Origin of the sequence: Janibacter massiliensis (genome assembly GCF_900289115.1) — a bacterium.
Taxonomy (GTDB): domain Bacteria; phylum Actinomycetota; class Actinomycetes; order Actinomycetales; family Dermatophilaceae; genus Janibacter_A; species Janibacter_A massiliensis.
The window spans coordinates 2,093,038-2,109,482 of sequence record NZ_LT985196.1 but is presented as its reverse complement, the minus strand read 5'-3'; the positions used below and the strand labels follow the sequence as shown (position 1 = coordinate 2,109,482).

The following is a 16,445-nucleotide window of genomic DNA, read 5'->3' as shown; positions in this document are numbered from 1 at the left end:
GATGTCCGATCAGCTGCCCCGCGAGAAGAACTTCGTCCACCTCCACAACCACACCGAGTACTCGATGCTCGACGGTGCGGCGCGGATCGACGACATGTTCTCCATCGCCCAGGAGATGGGCATGCCGGCGATCGCGACGACCGACCACGGGTACCTCTTCGGCGCGTACGAGTTCTGGTCCAAGTCCCGCAAGTACGACGTCAAGCCGATCATCGGGCTCGAGGCGTACGTCGCGCCCGGTACCCACCGCAGCGACCGGACCCGGGTGAAGTGGGGGGACGAGCGGACCCGTCCGGGCGACGACGTCTCCGGCGGTGGCGCGTACACCCACATGACCCTGCTCGCCCGGAACAACCAGGGCATGCACAACCTGTTCAAGATGGGCTCGATCGCCTCGCTCGACCAGGTGTACGCCAAGTGGCCGCGGCTGGACCGCGAGCTGCTCTCGACCTACGGCGACGGGCTCATCGCGACGACCGGGTGCCCGTCGGGGGAGATCCAGACCCGGATCCGCCTGGGGCAGTACGACAAGGCCCTCGCGGCCGCCGCCGAGTTCCGGGACATCTTCGGCGCGGAGCACTACTTCTGCGAGCTCATGGACCACGGGGTGGAGATCGAGCGGCGCGTCCGGGAGGACCTGCTCCGGCTCGCCAAGGACCTCAACCTGCCGCTGCTCGCGACGAACGACCTGCACTACGCCCGCAAGGGCGACGCGGTGGCCCACGACGCGCTGCTGTGCATCAACTCGGGCTCGACGCTGCTGGACCAGGGCCGCTTCCGCTTCGAGGGCGACGGGTACTACGTGAAGTCGCCCGCGGAGATGCGCGAGATCTGGCGCGAGCTGCCGGAGGCGTGCGACAACACCCTGCTCGTGGCCGACATGTGCGAGGTCTCCTTCACCGAGGGGGAGGGGCGGTACATGCCGCGCTTCCCCTGCCCCGAGGGTGAGGACGAGCGCAGCTGGTTCATCAAGGAGGTCAACGCCGGCCTGCGGCGGCGCTTCCCCGACGGCGTCCCGGACTACGCCCAGAAGCAGGCGGACTTCGAGATCGACGTCATCGTCGGCAAGGGGTACCCGGGCTACTTCCTCGTCGTCGCCGACTTCATCAACTGGGCGAAGACGAACGGCATCCGGGTGGGCCCGGGACGCGGTTCCGGTGCCGGGTCGATGTGCGCGTACGCGATGGGCATCACCGACCTCGACCCCGTGCCCCACGGCCTCATCTTCGAGCGGTTCCTCAACCCCGAGCGGAAGTCGATGCCCGACTTCGACGTCGACTTCGACGAGCGCCGGCGGGGCGAGGTCATCCACTACGTCACGGAGAAGTACGGCTCCGAGCGGGTCGCGCAGATCGTCACCTACGGCACGATCAAGGCGAAGCAGGCCGTCAAGGACGCCGGGCGCGTCCTCGGGCACCCCTTCGCCATGGGCGAGAAGCTGACGAAGGCGATGCCGCCGGACGTCATGGGCAAGGGCGTCCCGCTGTCGAAGATCTGGGACGAGAGCCACCCGCGCTACGGCGAGGGCGTCGACTTCCGCGCGCTCGTCGAGAGCGAGCCGGGGGCGGCCGAGGTCATCGAGACGGCGAAGGGTCTCGAGGGCCTGAAGCGCCAGTGGGGCGTCCACGCTGCCGGCGTCATCATGTCGAGCGAGCCGCTCATCGACGTCATCCCGATCATGCGGCGGCTGCAGGACGGGCAGGTCATCACGCAGTTCGACTACCCCAGCTGCGAGGAGCTCGGGCTGGTCAAGATGGACTTCCTCGGTCTGCGGAACCTGACGATCCTCGACGACGCGATCGACAACGTCCGCCAGAACCGCGGCGAGGAGATCGACCTCGACGCGCTGAGCAAGGACATGACCGACCCGGCGACCTACCGGCTCCTGGGTCGGGGTGACACCCTCGGCGTCTTCCAGCTCGACGGCGGCGGCATGCGGACCCTGCTGCGGCTCATGCAGCCGGACAACTTCGAGGACATCTCCGCGGCGCTCGCGCTCTACCGTCCGGGCCCGATGGGCGCGAACGCGCACACGAACTTCGCGCTGCGCAAGAACGGCAAGCAGCCGGTCGACTACATCCACCCCGAGCTCACCGAGGCGCTGACGCCGATCCTCGGCATGACCTACGGCCTGATCATCTATCAGGAGCAGGTCATGGAGATCGCCCAGAAGCTCGCCGGGTACACCCTCGGCAACGCCGACCTCCTCCGGCGCGCCATGGGCAAGAAGAAGAAGGAGGTCCTCGACGCGGAGTACGTCAACTTCGAGAAGGGGATGCTGGACAACGGCTACTCCGCGGACGCGGTGAAGACCCTGTGGGACATCCTCCTGCCGTTCTCGGACTACGCGTTCAACAAGGCCCACACCGCGGCGTACGGCGTCGTCTCGTACTGGACCGGCTACCTCAAGGCGAACTACCAGGCCGAGTACATGGCCGCGCTGCTGACGAGCGTGCGGGACGACAAGGACAAGTCGGCCCTGTACCTGGGGGAGTGCCGACGGATGGGGATCAAGGTCCTCCCGCCGGACGTCAACGAGTCGGTCGCGAACTTCACCGCCGTCGGCTCCGACATCCGCTTCGGGCTCGAGGCGATCCGCAACGTCGGGCGCAACGTCGTCGACGCGATCGTCACCGCCCGCGAGGAGCAGGGGCCGTTCACCTCCTTCCTCGACTTCCTCTCCAAGTGCCCGGCGGTCGTGTGCAACAAGCGGACGATCGAGTCGCTCATCAAGGGCGGGGCGTTCGACGGGCTCGGGCATCCCCGCCAGGGCGTGACGATCCGGCACGAGGAGTACGTCGACCACTTCGTCGCCGTGAAGAAGCAGGAGGCGATCGGCCAGGACTCGCTGTGGGACATGTTCGGCGGGGACGACGACTCCGGGACCGACTCGCTCGCTGGTCTGCCGCCGATCCCCGACCTCGAGTGGGACAAGGCGACGAAGCTCGCCCACGAACGGGACATGCTCGGGCTGTACGTCTCGGACCACCCCCTGTTCGGCATCGAGCACGTCATCCACCGGGCGGCCGACCTCACGGTCGCGGCCCTCACCGATCCCGAGGCCGGCAGGCCGGACGGGTCGACGGTCACCGTGGCGGGCCTGGTCACGGGGCTGCAGCTGAAGCGAACGAAGAAGGGCGACCTCTGGGCGATCGTCACGCTCGAGGACCTCGAGGGCTCGATCGAGTGCCTCTTCTTCCCCAGCTCCTACCTCACGGTCTCGACGATCCTGCAGGCCGATCTCGTCTGCTCCATCCGGGGACGGGTGAAGCGGGACGAGGACTCGGTGGCCCTGCACGCGCAGGACCTGACCGTCCTCGACGTGAGCGACGGGCCCAGGCCACCGATCGTCCTGACGATGGACACCCACCGCGCGACCGAGGAGCGGATCGCGGAGCTGCGGTCGATCCTCGCCCAGCATCCCGGGTCGACGGAGGTCCACGTGCGGCTCGTCCAGAACGGCCGGTCGGTGCTGCTGCGGCTGAGCACCGACTACAACGTCGACGCGACCGAGGCCCTCTTCGGTGACCTCAAGGCGCTGCTCGGCCCGCGGGGGGTGTCCGCGTGACGGCCGGGCCAACCCCGCCGGTCGCGGCGCGCGGCGAGCACCGCCGGGAGCACCACGGCGACGTCGTCGACGACCCGTACGAGTGGCTTCGGGACAAGGACGATCCCGCGGTCCTCGCCCATCTCGAGGCCGAGAACACGTGGTCGGAGGCCCGCACGGCCCACCTCGCTCCGCTGCGCGAGGCGATCTTCGAGGAGATCCGCTCCCGGGTGCAGGAGACCGACGTCGCCGTCCCTGTCGCCGACGGGCCGTGGTGGTACTACTCGCGCACCGTCGAGGGTCAGCAGTACGCGGTGCACTGCCGCGCGCCCCGGACGGAGGGCGACCCGGTCCCCGTGCCCGCCGACGGTCAGGGGCTGCCGGGCGAGGTCGTCCTCGTCGACGGCAACGCGCTCGCCGAGGGCCACGACTTCTTCTCGCTCGGTGGTCTCGTCGTCAGCCGGGACCACGGGCGGCTCGCGTACGCCGTCGACCTCTCCGGGGACGAGCGGTTCGACGTCACCGTCGTCGACCTCGCCACCGGTGACGTCCTCGACACGGCGATCACCGGCGCGGGGTACGGGCTCGCGTTCTCCGGCGACGGGGAGCACCTCTTCCACGTCGAGGTCGACGACGCGTGGCGGCCGCACCGGGTGCACCGGCACCGGGTCGGTACGGACCGTGCGGCCGACGTCGAGGTCTTCCACGAGAGCGACGAGCGGTTCTGGATGGGCCTGGGCAGCTCGCGCGACGAGCGGTGGGTCGTGCTGTCGCTCGGCTCGAAGGACACGAGCGAGGTGTGGCTGCTCGACTCGCAGGACGCCGAGGCGCCCTTCCGCTGCGTCGCCCCCCGCCGCGAGGGCGTCGAGTACGACATCGAGCCGCACCACGACGGGCTCTACGTCATCCACACCGCCGACCGGCCCGACGGCGACCTCGCGTGGGCGCCGATCGACGCGACCGGCCCGCAGGCGTGGGTGCCGCTCCTGTCGTCGGAGCCCGGCCAGCGGTTCACCGGCGTCGACGCGTTCGACCGGGCGCTCGTCCTCGGGCTGCGGCACGACGGTGTGCCCGCCCTCGCGCTGCTGCCCACGGTGACCGATCGCGCCATCGCGCCGGACGAGGTGCGGATCGTCGACCTCGGCGACCCGCTGGCCTCGACGAGCGCCTCGGACACCCCGGACGCGGCCTCGCCCGTCGTGCGCGTCGTCCACGAGTCGTGGGTCGGGCCGCGGTCGGTGCACGACGTCGACCTGACGACGGGTGGGTCGACGCTGCTGCGCCGCCAGCCCGTGCGCGGCGACTGGGATCCCGAGCGTTATGTGGCGACCCGCGAGTGGGTCACCGCCGAGGACGGCGCGCAGGTGCCCCTGTCGGTCATCCGGCGGCGGGATGTCGAGCCCGACGGGACCGCGCCCGGTCTGCTCACCGGGTACGGCTCGTACGAGATCTCCTCCGACCCCTACTTCTCGGTCGCCCGGCTCAGCCTGCTCGACCGCGGGGTCGTCTTCGCCATCGCGCACGTGCGTGGCGGCGGCGAGATGGGCCGCGCCTGGTACGAGCAGGGCCGGCTGAACGCCAAGCCGACGACCTTCTCCGACTTCGTCGCTTGCGGGCGTCACCTCGTCGACGCCGGGTGGGTCGCCCGCGACCGCCTCGCCGCCGAGGGCGGGTCCGCGGGCGGTCTCCTCATCGGCGCGGCGGTCAACCTCGACCCGGGACTCTTCCGCGTGGTCCATGCCGCGGTGCCCTTCGTCGACGCCTTGACGACGATCCTCCGGCCGGAGCTGCCGCTCACCGTGGGGGAGTGGGAGGAGTGGGGCAACCCGCTCGAGGACGCGGCCGTGTACGCGGTGATGAAGGGGTACGCGCCGTACGAGAACGTCCGACCGGTCGAGTACCCCGCCATCCTCGCGACCACCTCGCTCAACGACACCCGGGTGTTCTTCACCGAGCCGGCGAAGTGGATCGCCCGGCTGCGGGAGACGGTGACGAACGACCCGGTGCAGCGGCCGATCCTTCTGCGGACCGAGATGGAGGCCGGGCACGGCGGGCGCAGCGGCCGGTACGACGCCTGGCACCAGCTTGCGTGGGAGTGGGCGTTCGTCCTCGACCAGCTGGGGCTCAGCGCCTGATGGCGTCCCCGATATGAGCGTTGGCATGATTCCCCGCCCGATATCAGCGATGACCTGATATCTATGCCCGTATCAGGTACGGTTTGCTCGTGGCCACCCCCGAGCGACGCGTCGCCGTCATCCTCGATCTCGTCCGCTCGCGCCAGGCGTCGGACCGGAAGGATCTTCACGACCGGTTCGCTGCGGCACTGAACCAGGTCAACGAGGAGGTGGGCGCGATCCAGCCGCTGGCGGTCGTCGTCGGGGACGAGGCCCAAGGGGTCTACGCGACCCTCGGTGGGGCCATCGACGCCGCGTGGCGGGTGCGGCTGCTGCTCCTGCCGGAGCACGACGCCCGGGCCGGCATCGGCGTCGGGACCCTCGAGGTGCTCGACGCCGCGACGAACGTCCAGGACGGGCCCGCGTGGTGGGCCGCGCGAGAGGCGCTCCAGGCCGCGGAGGAGACGGCCACGCGCCCCGGGTCGAGCGGCGTGCGGACCGGGGTACGAGCCGCGCAGGACGATCCCGTCGCATGGGCGGCCGACGTCGCCGTCCGTTGTCGGGACGCCGTGGTGGGATCACTTCCCGACACCGCACGATCGGTCCTGGGAGGTCTCATGCGTGGCGAACGGCAGCAGGACATCGCTGACCGGCTCGGCATCAGCCAGTCGGCGGTGTCGCAGCGCGCCACCCGCGCGGACGTCGACGTGCTGCGCGTCGTCGCGACCGATCTCGCGGGGCTGCCGTGACCTGGTTCGCCGTGGCGCTCGTCGCGATCGGGCTGGCCGACCTCGTCGGGTCCGTCCTGTCGGACGACCGGCACCCGCGTCCGGCGACGCTCGTCACCAGCGCGAGCGCGGCGACCGGGGTGGCCGTCGCGATCGTCCTGCACCTCACCGGCGGGCTCGTCCACCCACGAGATCTGCTCGCGCTGGCGATCACCGTCGTCGGCGTCGTCGCGTGGCGGGTGACATCGGCCGGTGCCCGGGAGGACCGGGTCCCGGCGGGTGCGGCTCTCGGGGTCCTCGGCGGGACGCTCCTGCTCCTGCTCGCCCTGTCCGGCGGGGCGTCGCCCCTCGGTGGGCCGTTGGCGCGGTGGCTGCAGGGGGTGCAGTGGCCCGGAGCGCACGTGCCGACGCCGACGAAGGCGCTGCTCGTCGCCGGTCTCTTGCTGGTCCAGCTGAGCACCGGCAACCTCGTCGTCCGGCTCGTCCTGCGCAGCATCGGTGCGCTGCGGCCGCCGGGGACCGAGCCGTCGGAGGAGATCCGCGGCGGGCGTCTGCTCGGTCCGCTCGAGCGGGTGCTCATCCTCGGGCTGGGGCTGGCGGGGCAGGTGACGGCGGCGAGCCTGGTCATCGCGGCCAAGGGCCTCATCCGCTTCCCCGAGCTGCAGTCCAGCAGCCGGGCCGATGACGACGGCGCGGCGCCGGACATGCGCATCCATGCCCTGACCCAGTACTTCCTCGTCGGCAGCTTCGTCAGCTGGCTCGTCGCCCTCGCCTCGGTCGGTCTGGGGCGCTGAGGCATCACCGTTGTCGGACCTGCCCCGTAGGTTCGAGATCGAGGACGGGGCGCAGGGTCCCGCTCCGGGAGGGAGTGGCATGACGGCACCGCGGCACATCGACTGGGACACGGTCCAGTCGGCCTTCACCTTCGCCCTGGGCGAGCACGGAGACCAAGCCCGCAAGGGCACCGACATCCCGTACATGGCGCACCTGTGGGGCGTCGCGGCGCTCGTCCTCGAGCACGGCGGTCGGACCGAGCACGTGGGCGCGGCGCTCCTGCACGACACGGCCGAGGACCAGGGTGGTGAGGAGACTCTCGCGCGGGTCGAGGCGGAGTTCGGTGGCGAGGTCGCCGGGATCGTCCGGGCGCTGTCCGATGCGATGCCGGCGGCGGGGGAGGCCAAGCCGCCCTGGCACGAGCGGAAGCGGGCGTACGTCGCTTCGCTCGGGGACGAGCCCGTCGACGTTCAGCTCGTCAGCGCCGCGGACAAGCTGAACAACCTGCGCGCGACGATCGCCGACCTCCGCACCGAGGGGCCCGTGTTCTGGCAGCGCTTCCGCACCTCGGACCCGCAGGACCACCTCTGGTACTACCGGTCCCTCGTCGAGACGTACGAGGCGCGAGCCGCCGACGACCCGGGCCTCGCCGGGCTGGCGCGGGAGCTCCGGGCCGGGCTGACCGAGCTGGTGCGCCTCGTCGAGGACGGCGACGCCCGATGACGGTCACCTGCGAGGAGTGCGGCTCGGAGACCGTCGTCCGGTGCGTGCTCGGCCTGCCGACCGTCGAGACCGCCGAGGCGGTCGAGCGCGACCCGAACCTCGAGCTCGGCGGCTGCGTCATCACCCCCGCGACGTGGGACTCCCGCTGCCGCGACTGCGGCCACACCGTTGGACTAGAGCGCGGAAAGCGATCCGCAGCCGACGGCGGATGAATCCCGGAGGGTTTAGGTTCGGGACGTCCGCTGTCCGCGGTTGGAGTCCCAGGGGTGATGGAACGTGAAGCGTCAGGTGCCCGGAATCTGGGCGATGGAGGCGCCGTGGTCATCGGATGTCGCCGACCGGCGTACGGTCCTCCCGCTGTTCGAGGCCTTAGGCCAGTCGCAGGCGGCGAACTTCGTCCGACTGCAGATCAACCGACGCGCGGACCTCGTCGAGGCCCTCCGCAAGTGGAGCCTGAAGAAGCACGGCCAGTTCGAGATCGGGTACTTCGGTATGCACGGCTATCCCGGGGGCATCTCCATCGGGAAGGATGACATCGACCTCGTGAAGCTCGCTGACGAGCTGAGCGGCCGGGGTCTCGCGGAGAAGACGATTCACTTCAGCGGTTGCTCAGTCCTCAGGGGCGAAGGAAGGAGCGAAGAGATCCTTGACGCGTTTCATTGCAGGGCGGTCAGCGGGTTCACCAAACCGGTGGAGTTTCTCGAGGGGCTCGGTTTTGAGCTGATCTTTTTCGACGTCATCACCCAGTTCACCTACCTGGGATCCGCAAAGAAGTATCTCGAAAAGAACTACGGCGAGCTCATCGATCGGCTGGGTTTCGCTTTTGAGGTGCGGTAACGAGAGCGTGTCCGGTGTCAGAATCAGGGAGGACGACGAGTGCGGTTGGAAGACATTCGGCCCGACATGCGGGTGGCAGGGGTCGTCCCCGGCGGCCTGGTGACCGTCGTCGCAGCGCAGTCGTACGGCCCCGATGCCGTCCGCCTGACGTACACCGATCCGCAGGGGAGCCTCGCTCAGCGAGTGCTCTTCCGTTCCGACGAGGCGGCCCTCGCGCATGTCCACGCCGCCGGTGCGCCTTTCGACGCAGACCCGGAGAAGTTCAAGCTCGCCGCAGAGGCCCAGCGGATCCAGCTCGCCGGCCTCTACGACCCGATGCTCGCCGTCGCGACGAGCAACATCGAGCCCCTCCCGCACCAGATCCGGGCCGTCTACGGCGAGCTCTTCCCCCGCACCCCGCTGCGATTCCTCCTCGCCGACGACCCCGGCGCGGGCAAGACGATCATGGCCGGCCTCTACATCAAGGAGCTCCTGCTCCGCGACGACGTGAAGCGCTGCCTCGTCGTCGCGCCTGGCGGGCTCGTCGAGCAGTGGCAGGACGAGCTGTTCCTCAAGTTCGGGCTCTCCTTCGACATCCTCACCCGTGAGTCCGTCACCGCGGCGATGCACACCTCCGTCTTCGAGAAGCACCCGCTCCTCATCGCCCGGATGGACCAGCTCTCCCGCAACGAGGACCTGCGCGCCCAGCTCGAGCAGAGCGAGTGGGATCTCGTCATCGTCCGCGGTCGTCGAGCAGACGCTCGACGAACGCGCCGTACGCGCCGGAGCGGTGCCGCAGGTGGACCTCGAGGATCCAGAACAGCCGGCGTCCGTCGGGGCCGGCGCCCCGCAGGGGTCGGTCGTTGCCCGGGGCGAGATAGTTCGCTTTCGCGTCGTCCGGAATCCGCGCGTGCGGGAATGACCCGATGAGGTGTCCGACGTGCTTCTCCGCGTGCTCGTAGCCCGCCTCCGCGATCCGCGCACGGACGTCGGCGAACAGCTCGGCCCCGGTCATGCCCGGCGCCGCGAGGAACGCGGAGTGTGACTCCACCCAGATCCGCTCGGCCGCCTCCGCGATCGCGTGCATCTCCGGGTCGTCGCCGACGACGTACGTCCGTCCGATGTCGGCCTCCCACTCGGCGAAGACCGGCCCCAGGTCGACGAAGCAGATGTCGTTCTCGCCCAGGACGTGCTCGGGCGGGTTCACGGAGTACGGGTGGACCGTGTTCGGACCGCCACGCAGGATCCGCTTGTGCCAGAACCGGCGCGTGCCGAGCTCGCCCTTGGCGATGTCACGGATCTCGTCGGACATCTCCCGCTCCGACCGGCCCCCGCGGATCAACCCCCGCGACTCCACCGCGTCGAAGATCGCGAACGCCTTCGCCTCGGCTTCCCGCAGTGCCGCGAGCCGGTCGTCATCGGTGCCCGCGGTCTGGCCCTCGTCGCTCATGCCCCGACGGTACCGGGCGCTCGGTTGGGAACACGTGGCCACCGGCCCGAAATCCGCCGAAGTCCGTCGCTCCAGCGGAGGATCATGCTGGAGAACCGTGCAAGTGCGCGCCAATTCGACGGATTCCGTTGTGGCGAACATCCCCCGTCCACCCCTATGGTCGCCCCATGACGACGCTCATCCCGCACTGGATCCGCGGCGCTGAGGCCTCCGGTACCTCCGGCCGCACCGCCCCCGTCCACAACCCCGCCACCGGCGAGCAGACCGCCGAGGTCGCCCTCGCCAGCACCGACGACGTCGCGACCGCCGTCGCCTCGGCGAAGGAGGCGGCGATCGCCTGGCGCGAGTCGAGCCTCAGCCGACGCAGCGCCGTCCTCTTCGCGTTCCGGCAGCTGCTGCACGAGCGCACGGACGAGCTCGCCGCGATCATCACGGCCGAGCACGGCAAGGTTCTCTCCGACGCCGCCGGCGAGATCGCCCGGGGGCTGGAGAACGTCGAGTTCGCCACGGGCGTCCCGAACCTCCTCAAGGGCGGGTTCTCCGAGCAGGCATCGACCGGCGTCGACGTGTACTCGATGCGCCAGCCGCTCGGCGTCGTCGCCGGCATCACCCCGTTCAACTTCCCCGCGATGGTCCCGCTGTGGATGTGCGCGAACGCCATCGCCTGCGGCAACGCCTTCGTCCTCAAGCCGAGCGAGAAGGACCCGAGCGCCGCGAACTGGATCGCCAGGCTCTGGCAGGAGGCCGGGCTCCCCGACGGCGTCTTCACCGTCGTCCACGGCGACAAGGAGGCGGTCGACGCGCTCCTGACCCACCCCGACGTCTCCGCGATCAGCTTCGTCGGCTCCACCCCGATCGCGAAGTACATCTACGAGACCGGCACGAGCCACGGCAAGCGCGTCCAGGCGCTCGGCGGCGCGAAGAACCACGCGCTCGTCCTGCCCGACGCCGACCTCGACATGGCCGCCGACGCCCTCGTGTCCGCGGCGTACGGCGCGGCGGGGGAGCGGTGCATGGCGCTGTCCGTCGCGGTCGCCGTCGGGGACATCGGCGACGAGCTCGTCGCGAAGGTCGCCCAGCGCCTGCCGGGCCTGCGGGTCGGCGACGGCGCCGCCGAGGGCACCGACATGGGGCCCCTCATCACCGCCGAGCACCGCGACAAGGTGCGCGGGTACATCGACGCCGGCGAGGCCGCGGGCGCGACGCTCGTCGCGGACGGGCGGACGGGCGACCACCCGCAGGGGGGCTACTTCCTCGGGACGACCCTGCTCGACCACGTCACGCCCGAGATGACCGTCTACACCGACGAGATCTTCGGCCCGGTGCTGTCGGTCGTGCGCGTCGAGACGTACGAGGAGGGCCTGGAGCTCATCAACTCCAACCAGTACGCGAACGGCACGGCGATCTTCACCCGCGACGGGGGTGCCGCCCGCGCGTTCCAGCACGACGTCCACGTCGGAATGGTCGGCATCAACGTGCCGATCCCCGTCCCCGTCGCCTACTACTCGTTCGGCGGGTGGAAGGACAGCCTCTTCGGCGACACCCACATGTACGGGCCAGAGGGCATCAACTTCTACACCCGCGGCAAGGTCGTCACGCAGCGCTGGCCCGACCCGGCGACCTCGACGATCGACCTCGGCTTCCCGCGGACCCGGTGATCGCGATGACCGAGTCCCCGTACCTCAAGGACGTCCGTGAGGCCGACCAGGCCCGTGTCCGCCGTGACGATCGCGCCCACGTCTTCCACTCGTGGTCGGCGCAGGGATCGATCGACCCGCTGCCCATCGCGAGCGCCGAGGGCTCCTCCTTCACCGACTACGACGGCAACCGCTACCTCGACTTCTCGAGCCAGCTGGTGAACGTCAACATCGGGTACAACCACCCCCGGCTCATCGAGGCGATCCAGGAGCAGGCCGGCCGCCTGACGACGATCAGCCCGGCGTTCGCCAACGACGCCCGGTCCGAGGCCGCACGGCTCATCGTCGAGAAGAGCCCGTTCGACGACGGGATGGTGTTCTTCACCAACGGCGGGGCCGAGGCGACGGAGAACGCGCTGCGGATGGCGCGGCTGCACACCGGCCGGCAGAAGGTCATGGCCGCGTACCGGAGCTACCACGGCGCGACGGCAGGGGCGATCGCCGTCACCGGTGACCCGCGTCGCTGGCCGAACGAGCCGGGCGTCCCGGGCATCGTCCGGTACTGGGGCCCGTACGCCTACCGTTCTGCCTTCCACGCGGCCGACGAGCAGCAGGAGTGCGAGCGGGCGCTGGCCCACCTGCGGGACACGATCATGGTCGAGGGGCCGCAGGCGATCGCCGCGATCCTTCTCGAGACGGTCGTCGGCACGAACGGGATCCTCGTCCCGCCGCCGGGGTACCTCGCGGGCGTGCGCGCGCTGTGCGACGAGTTCGGCATCGTGATGATCGCCGACGAGGTCATGGCCGGGTTCGGACGCTGCGGCGAGTGGTTCGCCATCCAGCACTGGGACGTCACGCCGGACCTCATCACCTTCGCCAAGGGTGTGAACTCCGGCTACGTCCCGCTCGGCGGCGTGGTCATCAGCCGGGCGGTCGCGGACACCTTCACCGATCGGGCGTTCCCCGGCGGCCTGACGTACTCCGGTCACCCGCTCGCGTGCGCCAGCGCGGTCGCAAGCATCCGGATCATGGAGGACGAGGGTGTCCTCGAGCACGTCCGCGACATGGGCGAGCGGGTCATCGGCCCGTCGCTGCGCGAGATCGCGCAGCGGCACCGCAGCGTCGGCGAGGTCCGCGGCCTGGGGATGTTCTGGGCGGTGGAGCTCGTCCGGGACCGCGAGACCCGGGAGCCGCTCGTGCCCTTCAACGCCGCGGGTCCGGCGGCCGCGCCGATGACGGCGTTCGCGGCGGCGTGCCGGGAGCGCGGGCTGTGGCCGTTCGTCCACTTCAACCGCACCCACGTCGTGCCGCCGTGCACGACGAGCGAGGACGAGCTGCGACGCGGTCTGGAGATCCTCGACGCGGCGCTCAGCGTCGCCGACGAGCACATCGCCTGAGGCCTCGAGGGCTGTTCCTCACCCGCCGGGCATGCAGAAGGGCTTGATGGGGCCGGTTGTGCCTGCTCGGCGATCTTCTGCATGTCCGGCGGGCTGTGGTGCCCGGCGGAACAGCGCGGCGGGGCGGCCGCGCAGACCGGAGGTGGACTGGACCCGGCCGCCCTTGACCTCGGGCACGAGCCACTCCTTCATCCGGCGCGCGAAGTTGTCCTTGTGGAGACGGTCCCCGACGACGGCCTCGTGGACGCGTCGCAGCTGGAGCAGCGTGAACGGCTCCGGGAGGAACCCGTCCGGGTCCGGGCGGACACCGATGAGGCGCTGGCGGATCTCGTAGCGTGCGCGCAGGTCGTCGACGGCGGCGCGCACGATCTCGTCGTGGTCGAACAGCAGCCCGGTCTCGCCCTCGAGCGTCCCATCGGGCTCGACCCGGACCAGGTCGCCCCGGGCGCCCGCGACCGCCTGCTCGGGAAGCGTGAGGGCATGGGCGGCCGACATCACCCAGCTGCGGTCGTCCCGGCCGGGATCGTCGAAGAGTCGCAGCAGCCGGGGGCGGACCGCAGATCCGGCCTCGATCCCCACCTTGCGCCGCAGCACGTCGGCGGTGGTCTCGGCGATCGTCGCCCGTTCGCGGACGAATCCGCCGGGGAGCGCACGACCGGCCGGGCCGTCGCGGTCCTGCACGAGCAGGCGCAGGACGGGGTCGGCCGAGGGGCGCGTCACGGTGAGGATCGCGAGGTCCACCGCCAGCCCGGGACGGGGGTAGTCGTCCAGTCCGCGGAGCGTTGTCACACCTCTACTTTAGCGTGGGACACGTCCAAAAGATCGGTGCTGGGATGCACCGCACGAGCACGGAGGTGCGGCATGACCCGTTCCACTCCCGATCGGCCCACGGCCGATCACGACGCCCCGGTGTCGTACGACTGGATCCACCTCGAGCACGACCTCGTCGGGTGGCTCATGTCCGCCGTCGGTCACGACGAGCCCAGCCGACTCGTCGTCGAGCTGCCCGGCGGCGGTCGGCACGCCTCGGTCGTCCTCGCGACGAACCCGTCGGTCAAGGGCCTGCGCGGCGACATCCGCGGTGGCGGCCTGGCACCCGAGGTGGCCAAGATGCTCCCCACGCTCGGCTGGATGAGCGACGGTGCGCACACATGGACCACCTTCCGCGCGGCCGACGACCACAGCCCGATCGTCCGGGAGATGCTCCTGGCGCTCCGCGACGGGTACGGCATCCCCGACCCGGGCCTGCTGACCTACCGCGCGTGGGGGCCGGTCGCCGACGAGGCGCAGGACCTCGGCATCCAGGCGACCGAGACGGTGACGGTCGAGCACCAGCAGGACGCGACCGTGGTTCACGACGTCCTCACGACCGCGGATCTGCGCGCGCGGCTCGTCGACATCGTCCGCGAGCTCTACGAGACGGAGCCGGAGGTCGATGACGACGGGGACGTGGTGCTCCACCACGCGGGACAGAGGGTCTGGGTCGGGCCGATCGGCGACTCGTTGGTCGTGCGGGTCTTCGCCCGCGTCGTCCACGGGGTGTACTCCCGCAGGGCGGCCGCGACCGAGATCGCGATCCTCAACCGGGACCACTCGCTCGTTCGCTTCGACCTGCGCGGGCGGGACGTCTGGCTCGCCGTGGACCTGCCGTCGTCGCCCTTCGTGCCCGACCACCTCGTCGGGGCGCTGGCCGGGGTGTTCGCGGCGATCGACCGGAACCGAGCCGACCTCGCGCTGCGAGTGCGCGGGCGGGAGGGATGAGCATGAAGCTGACCACTGCACAGATGGACCGCGCGTGCGGCGCCGTCCTCGGCTCGGCCGCGGGCGACGCGCTCGGCGCGGGGTACGAGTTCGGCTGCGCCACCGTCGGACCGGAGGGTCCACGGATGATCGGCGGCGGGCTCGGCGACTTCGAGCCGGGGGAGTGGACGGACGACACGTCGATGACGTGGTGCGTCCTCGACGTCGCGGCGAGCGGGGTGGACCTGCGCAGCGCCGAGGGGCTCGACGCGGTGGCGGCCCGCTTCGCCGAGTGGGCCGGGTCGCACCCGCCGGACATCGGCATCCAGACGCGGTCGGTGCTGGGGGCGGTCGGCAGGAACCCGACCGGCGCCGACCTCACGTCGGCCGCCGCTCGACTCCACGAGCGGACGGGGCGCACGGCCGGCAACGGGTCGCTCATGCGGACCGCCGCGGTCGCACCGCCGTTCCTCGACGACCCGGAGGGGCTCACCGAGGCAGCACGCGCCGTCAGCGCCCTGACGCACACCGATCCGCGGGCCGGCGAGGCGTGCGTGCTGTGGTGCCACGCGATCCGCCGCGCGGTGCTGCGCGGCGACCTCGACGTCCGGGCCGGGCTCGAGCAGCTCGACGCGGAGGCGGCCGCGTACTGGGGCGAGCGGATCGACGAGGCCGAGGACGAGCAGCCCGAGCGGTTCACGCCGAACGGCTGGGTGGTCACGGCGTTCCAGGCCGCGTGGTCGGCGATCCACCACACGCCCGTGCCCGAGGACGACCCGCGGGCCCACCTCGAGGACGCGCTGGCCCGGGCGATCGGGATCGGGCACGACACGGACACGGTCGCGGCGATCGCCGGGGCCCTCCTGGGCGCTCGGTGGGGGGCGTCGGCCGTGCCGGCGCGGTGGCGGCGGATCCTGCACGGGTACCCGGGGCTGACGGGGGAGCGGCTCGTCGAGCTCGCGCACCTGGCGGCTGGGGGTCCGGTCTCGCAGGGATGGCCGGGGACCGACCGGATCGACTACTCGTCCTGGGGTGACCGGCCGACGATCGTGCAGCACCCGTTCGACGAGGGGGTGTGGCTGGGGAACGCGGTGGCGCTCGACGGCCTCGCGCCGGAGGTGACGGCGGTCGTGAGCCTGTGCCGGATCGGGACGCAGCAGATCCGGCAGGACCTCACCGGCGTCGGCTTCCGCCTCGTCGACAGCGCCGACCCCGAGGCGAACCCCAACCTCGACTTCGTGCTGCGGGACGCGGCGCGGACGGTGGCCGACCTGCGCGACGAGGGCCACGTCGTGTTCCTGCACTGCGTTGCCGGGCAGAGCAGGACGCCGACGGTCGCCGCGGCGTACGCGATGCTCCGTGGCGTCGAGCCCGACCGGGCGCTGCGGGAGGTCTGCGCAGTCCTCCCGGACGCACGCCCGAACAGCGAGTTCCGCCGGGCCCTACGCCGCCTGGCGTGAGCAGCGCGGCCGGCCGGGCTCGGACGCTCGTTGTCGGGGGTCACCGCTAGGTTCGCACC

At 71.1% G+C, this 16,445-nt stretch carries 13 protein-coding genes and 1 pseudogene; 12 read left to right on the top strand and 2 right to left on the bottom strand.

What is annotated here, in order from left to right; all coding sequences use genetic code 11:
- Position 1 precedes the first annotated feature (1 nt).
- From dnaE to DAA34_RS12680, 8 genes and pseudogenes are all read left to right on the top strand, one after another.
- Complete coding sequence (dnaE, locus tag DAA34_RS10260; RefSeq protein ID WP_106819055.1) at positions 2-3,568, top strand: DNA polymerase III subunit alpha; 3,567 nt, start codon at positions 2-4, stop codon at positions 3,566-3,568.
- A complete protein-coding gene (locus DAA34_RS10255) occupies positions 3,565-5,682 on the top strand; it encodes a S9 family peptidase (RefSeq protein WP_106819053.1) in 2,118 nt (705 codons plus the stop codon). Before dnaE ends, DAA34_RS10255 begins: the two co-directional genes overlap by 4 nt.
- 89 nt (positions 5,683-5,771) lie before the next feature.
- Entirely contained in the window at positions 5,772-6,410 is a 639-nt protein-coding gene (locus DAA34_RS10250) for a SatD family protein (protein ID WP_106819051.1), read from the top strand.
- Positions 6,407-7,183 (top strand): hypothetical protein, encoded by a 777-nt coding sequence (locus DAA34_RS10245; protein WP_106819049.1) that lies wholly within the window; start codon positions 6,407-6,409, stop codon positions 7,181-7,183. The genes DAA34_RS10250 and DAA34_RS10245 overlap by 4 nt, the downstream gene beginning before the upstream one ends.
- Positions 7,184-7,262: 79 nt before the next feature.
- Positions 7,263-7,886 (top strand): HD domain-containing protein, encoded by a 624-nt coding sequence (locus DAA34_RS10240; protein WP_106819047.1) that lies wholly within the window; start codon positions 7,263-7,265, stop codon positions 7,884-7,886.
- Positions 7,883-8,098: a hypothetical protein gene (locus DAA34_RS10235; protein ID WP_106819045.1), complete on the top strand. Its 216-nt coding sequence runs from the start codon at positions 7,883-7,885 to the stop codon at positions 8,096-8,098. Before DAA34_RS10240 ends, DAA34_RS10235 begins: the two co-directional genes overlap by 4 nt.
- 76 nt (positions 8,099-8,174) lie before the next feature.
- Positions 8,175-8,723, top strand: a complete 549-nt coding sequence (locus tag DAA34_RS10230; RefSeq protein ID WP_106819043.1) for a DUF6642 family protein — start codon at positions 8,175-8,177, stop codon at positions 8,721-8,723.
- Positions 8,724-8,789: 66 nt separating this feature from the next.
- A pseudogene (locus DAA34_RS12680) lies at positions 8,790-9,383 on the top strand (DEAD/DEAH box helicase family protein); the annotation flags it as partial.
- A 52-nt stretch (positions 9,384-9,435) separates the two neighbouring features.
- Here the strand turns inward: DAA34_RS12680 and DAA34_RS10220 are convergent.
- Positions 9,436-10,152, bottom strand: coding sequence for a M24 family metallopeptidase (locus tag DAA34_RS10220; RefSeq protein WP_158707703.1), 717 nt, complete (start codon positions 10,150-10,152; stop codon positions 9,436-9,438).
- A 167-nt stretch (positions 10,153-10,319) separates the two neighbouring features.
- Between DAA34_RS10220 and DAA34_RS10215 the strand changes: the two genes are divergently transcribed.
- Both DAA34_RS10215 and DAA34_RS10210 read left to right on the top strand, forming a co-directional pair.
- Complete coding sequence (locus DAA34_RS10215; protein WP_106819037.1) at positions 10,320-11,810, top strand: CoA-acylating methylmalonate-semialdehyde dehydrogenase; 1,491 nt, start codon at positions 10,320-10,322, stop codon at positions 11,808-11,810.
- Between the two features lie 5 nt (positions 11,811-11,815).
- Positions 11,816-13,186, top strand: a complete 1,371-nt coding sequence (locus tag DAA34_RS10210; RefSeq protein ID WP_106820085.1) for an aspartate aminotransferase family protein — start codon at positions 11,816-11,818, stop codon at positions 13,184-13,186.
- An 18-nt stretch (positions 13,187-13,204) separates the two neighbouring features.
- On the opposite strand, the gene DAA34_RS10205 is transcribed toward DAA34_RS10210, so the two are convergent.
- Positions 13,205-13,975: an NUDIX hydrolase gene (locus DAA34_RS10205; RefSeq protein ID WP_199847450.1), complete on the bottom strand. Its 771-nt coding sequence runs from the start codon at positions 13,973-13,975 to the stop codon at positions 13,205-13,207.
- Positions 13,976-14,047: 72 nt separating this feature from the next.
- Between DAA34_RS10205 and DAA34_RS12160 the strand changes: the two genes are divergently transcribed.
- A complete protein-coding gene (locus DAA34_RS12160) occupies positions 14,048-14,947 on the top strand; it encodes a T3SS (YopN, CesT) and YbjN peptide-binding chaperone 1 (RefSeq protein ID WP_158707702.1) in 900 nt (299 codons plus the stop codon).
- 2 nt (positions 14,948-14,949) lie between these two features.
- The gene (locus DAA34_RS10195) at positions 14,950-16,386 is read left to right on the top strand and encodes an ADP-ribosylglycohydrolase family protein (RefSeq protein ID WP_106819035.1); all 1,437 of its coding nucleotides are present in this window, start codon (positions 14,950-14,952) and stop codon (positions 16,384-16,386) included.
- The last annotated feature ends 59 nt before the right edge of the window (positions 16,387-16,445 follow it).

Coding starts and splice junctions, on each gene's coding strand:
- dnaE (WP_106819055.1), top strand. CDS start 2: ATGTCCGATCAGCTGCCCCGCGAGAAGAACTTCGTCCACCTCCACAAC.
- DAA34_RS10240 (WP_106819047.1), top strand. CDS start 7,263: ATGACGGCACCGCGGCACATCGACTGGGACACGGTCCAGTCGGCCTTC.
- DAA34_RS10235 (WP_106819045.1), top strand. CDS start 7,883: ATGACGGTCACCTGCGAGGAGTGCGGCTCGGAGACCGTCGTCCGGTGC.
- DAA34_RS10220 (WP_158707703.1), bottom strand. CDS start 10,152: ATGAGCGACGAGGGCCAGACCGCGGGCACCGATGACGACCGGCTCGCG.
- DAA34_RS10215 (WP_106819037.1), top strand. CDS start 10,320: ATGACGACGCTCATCCCGCACTGGATCCGCGGCGCTGAGGCCTCCGGT.
- DAA34_RS10210 (WP_106820085.1), top strand. CDS start 11,816: ATGACCGAGTCCCCGTACCTCAAGGACGTCCGTGAGGCCGACCAGGCC.
- DAA34_RS12160 (WP_158707702.1), top strand. CDS start 14,048: ATGACCCGTTCCACTCCCGATCGGCCCACGGCCGATCACGACGCCCCG.
- DAA34_RS10195 (WP_106819035.1), top strand. CDS start 14,950: ATGAAGCTGACCACTGCACAGATGGACCGCGCGTGCGGCGCCGTCCTC.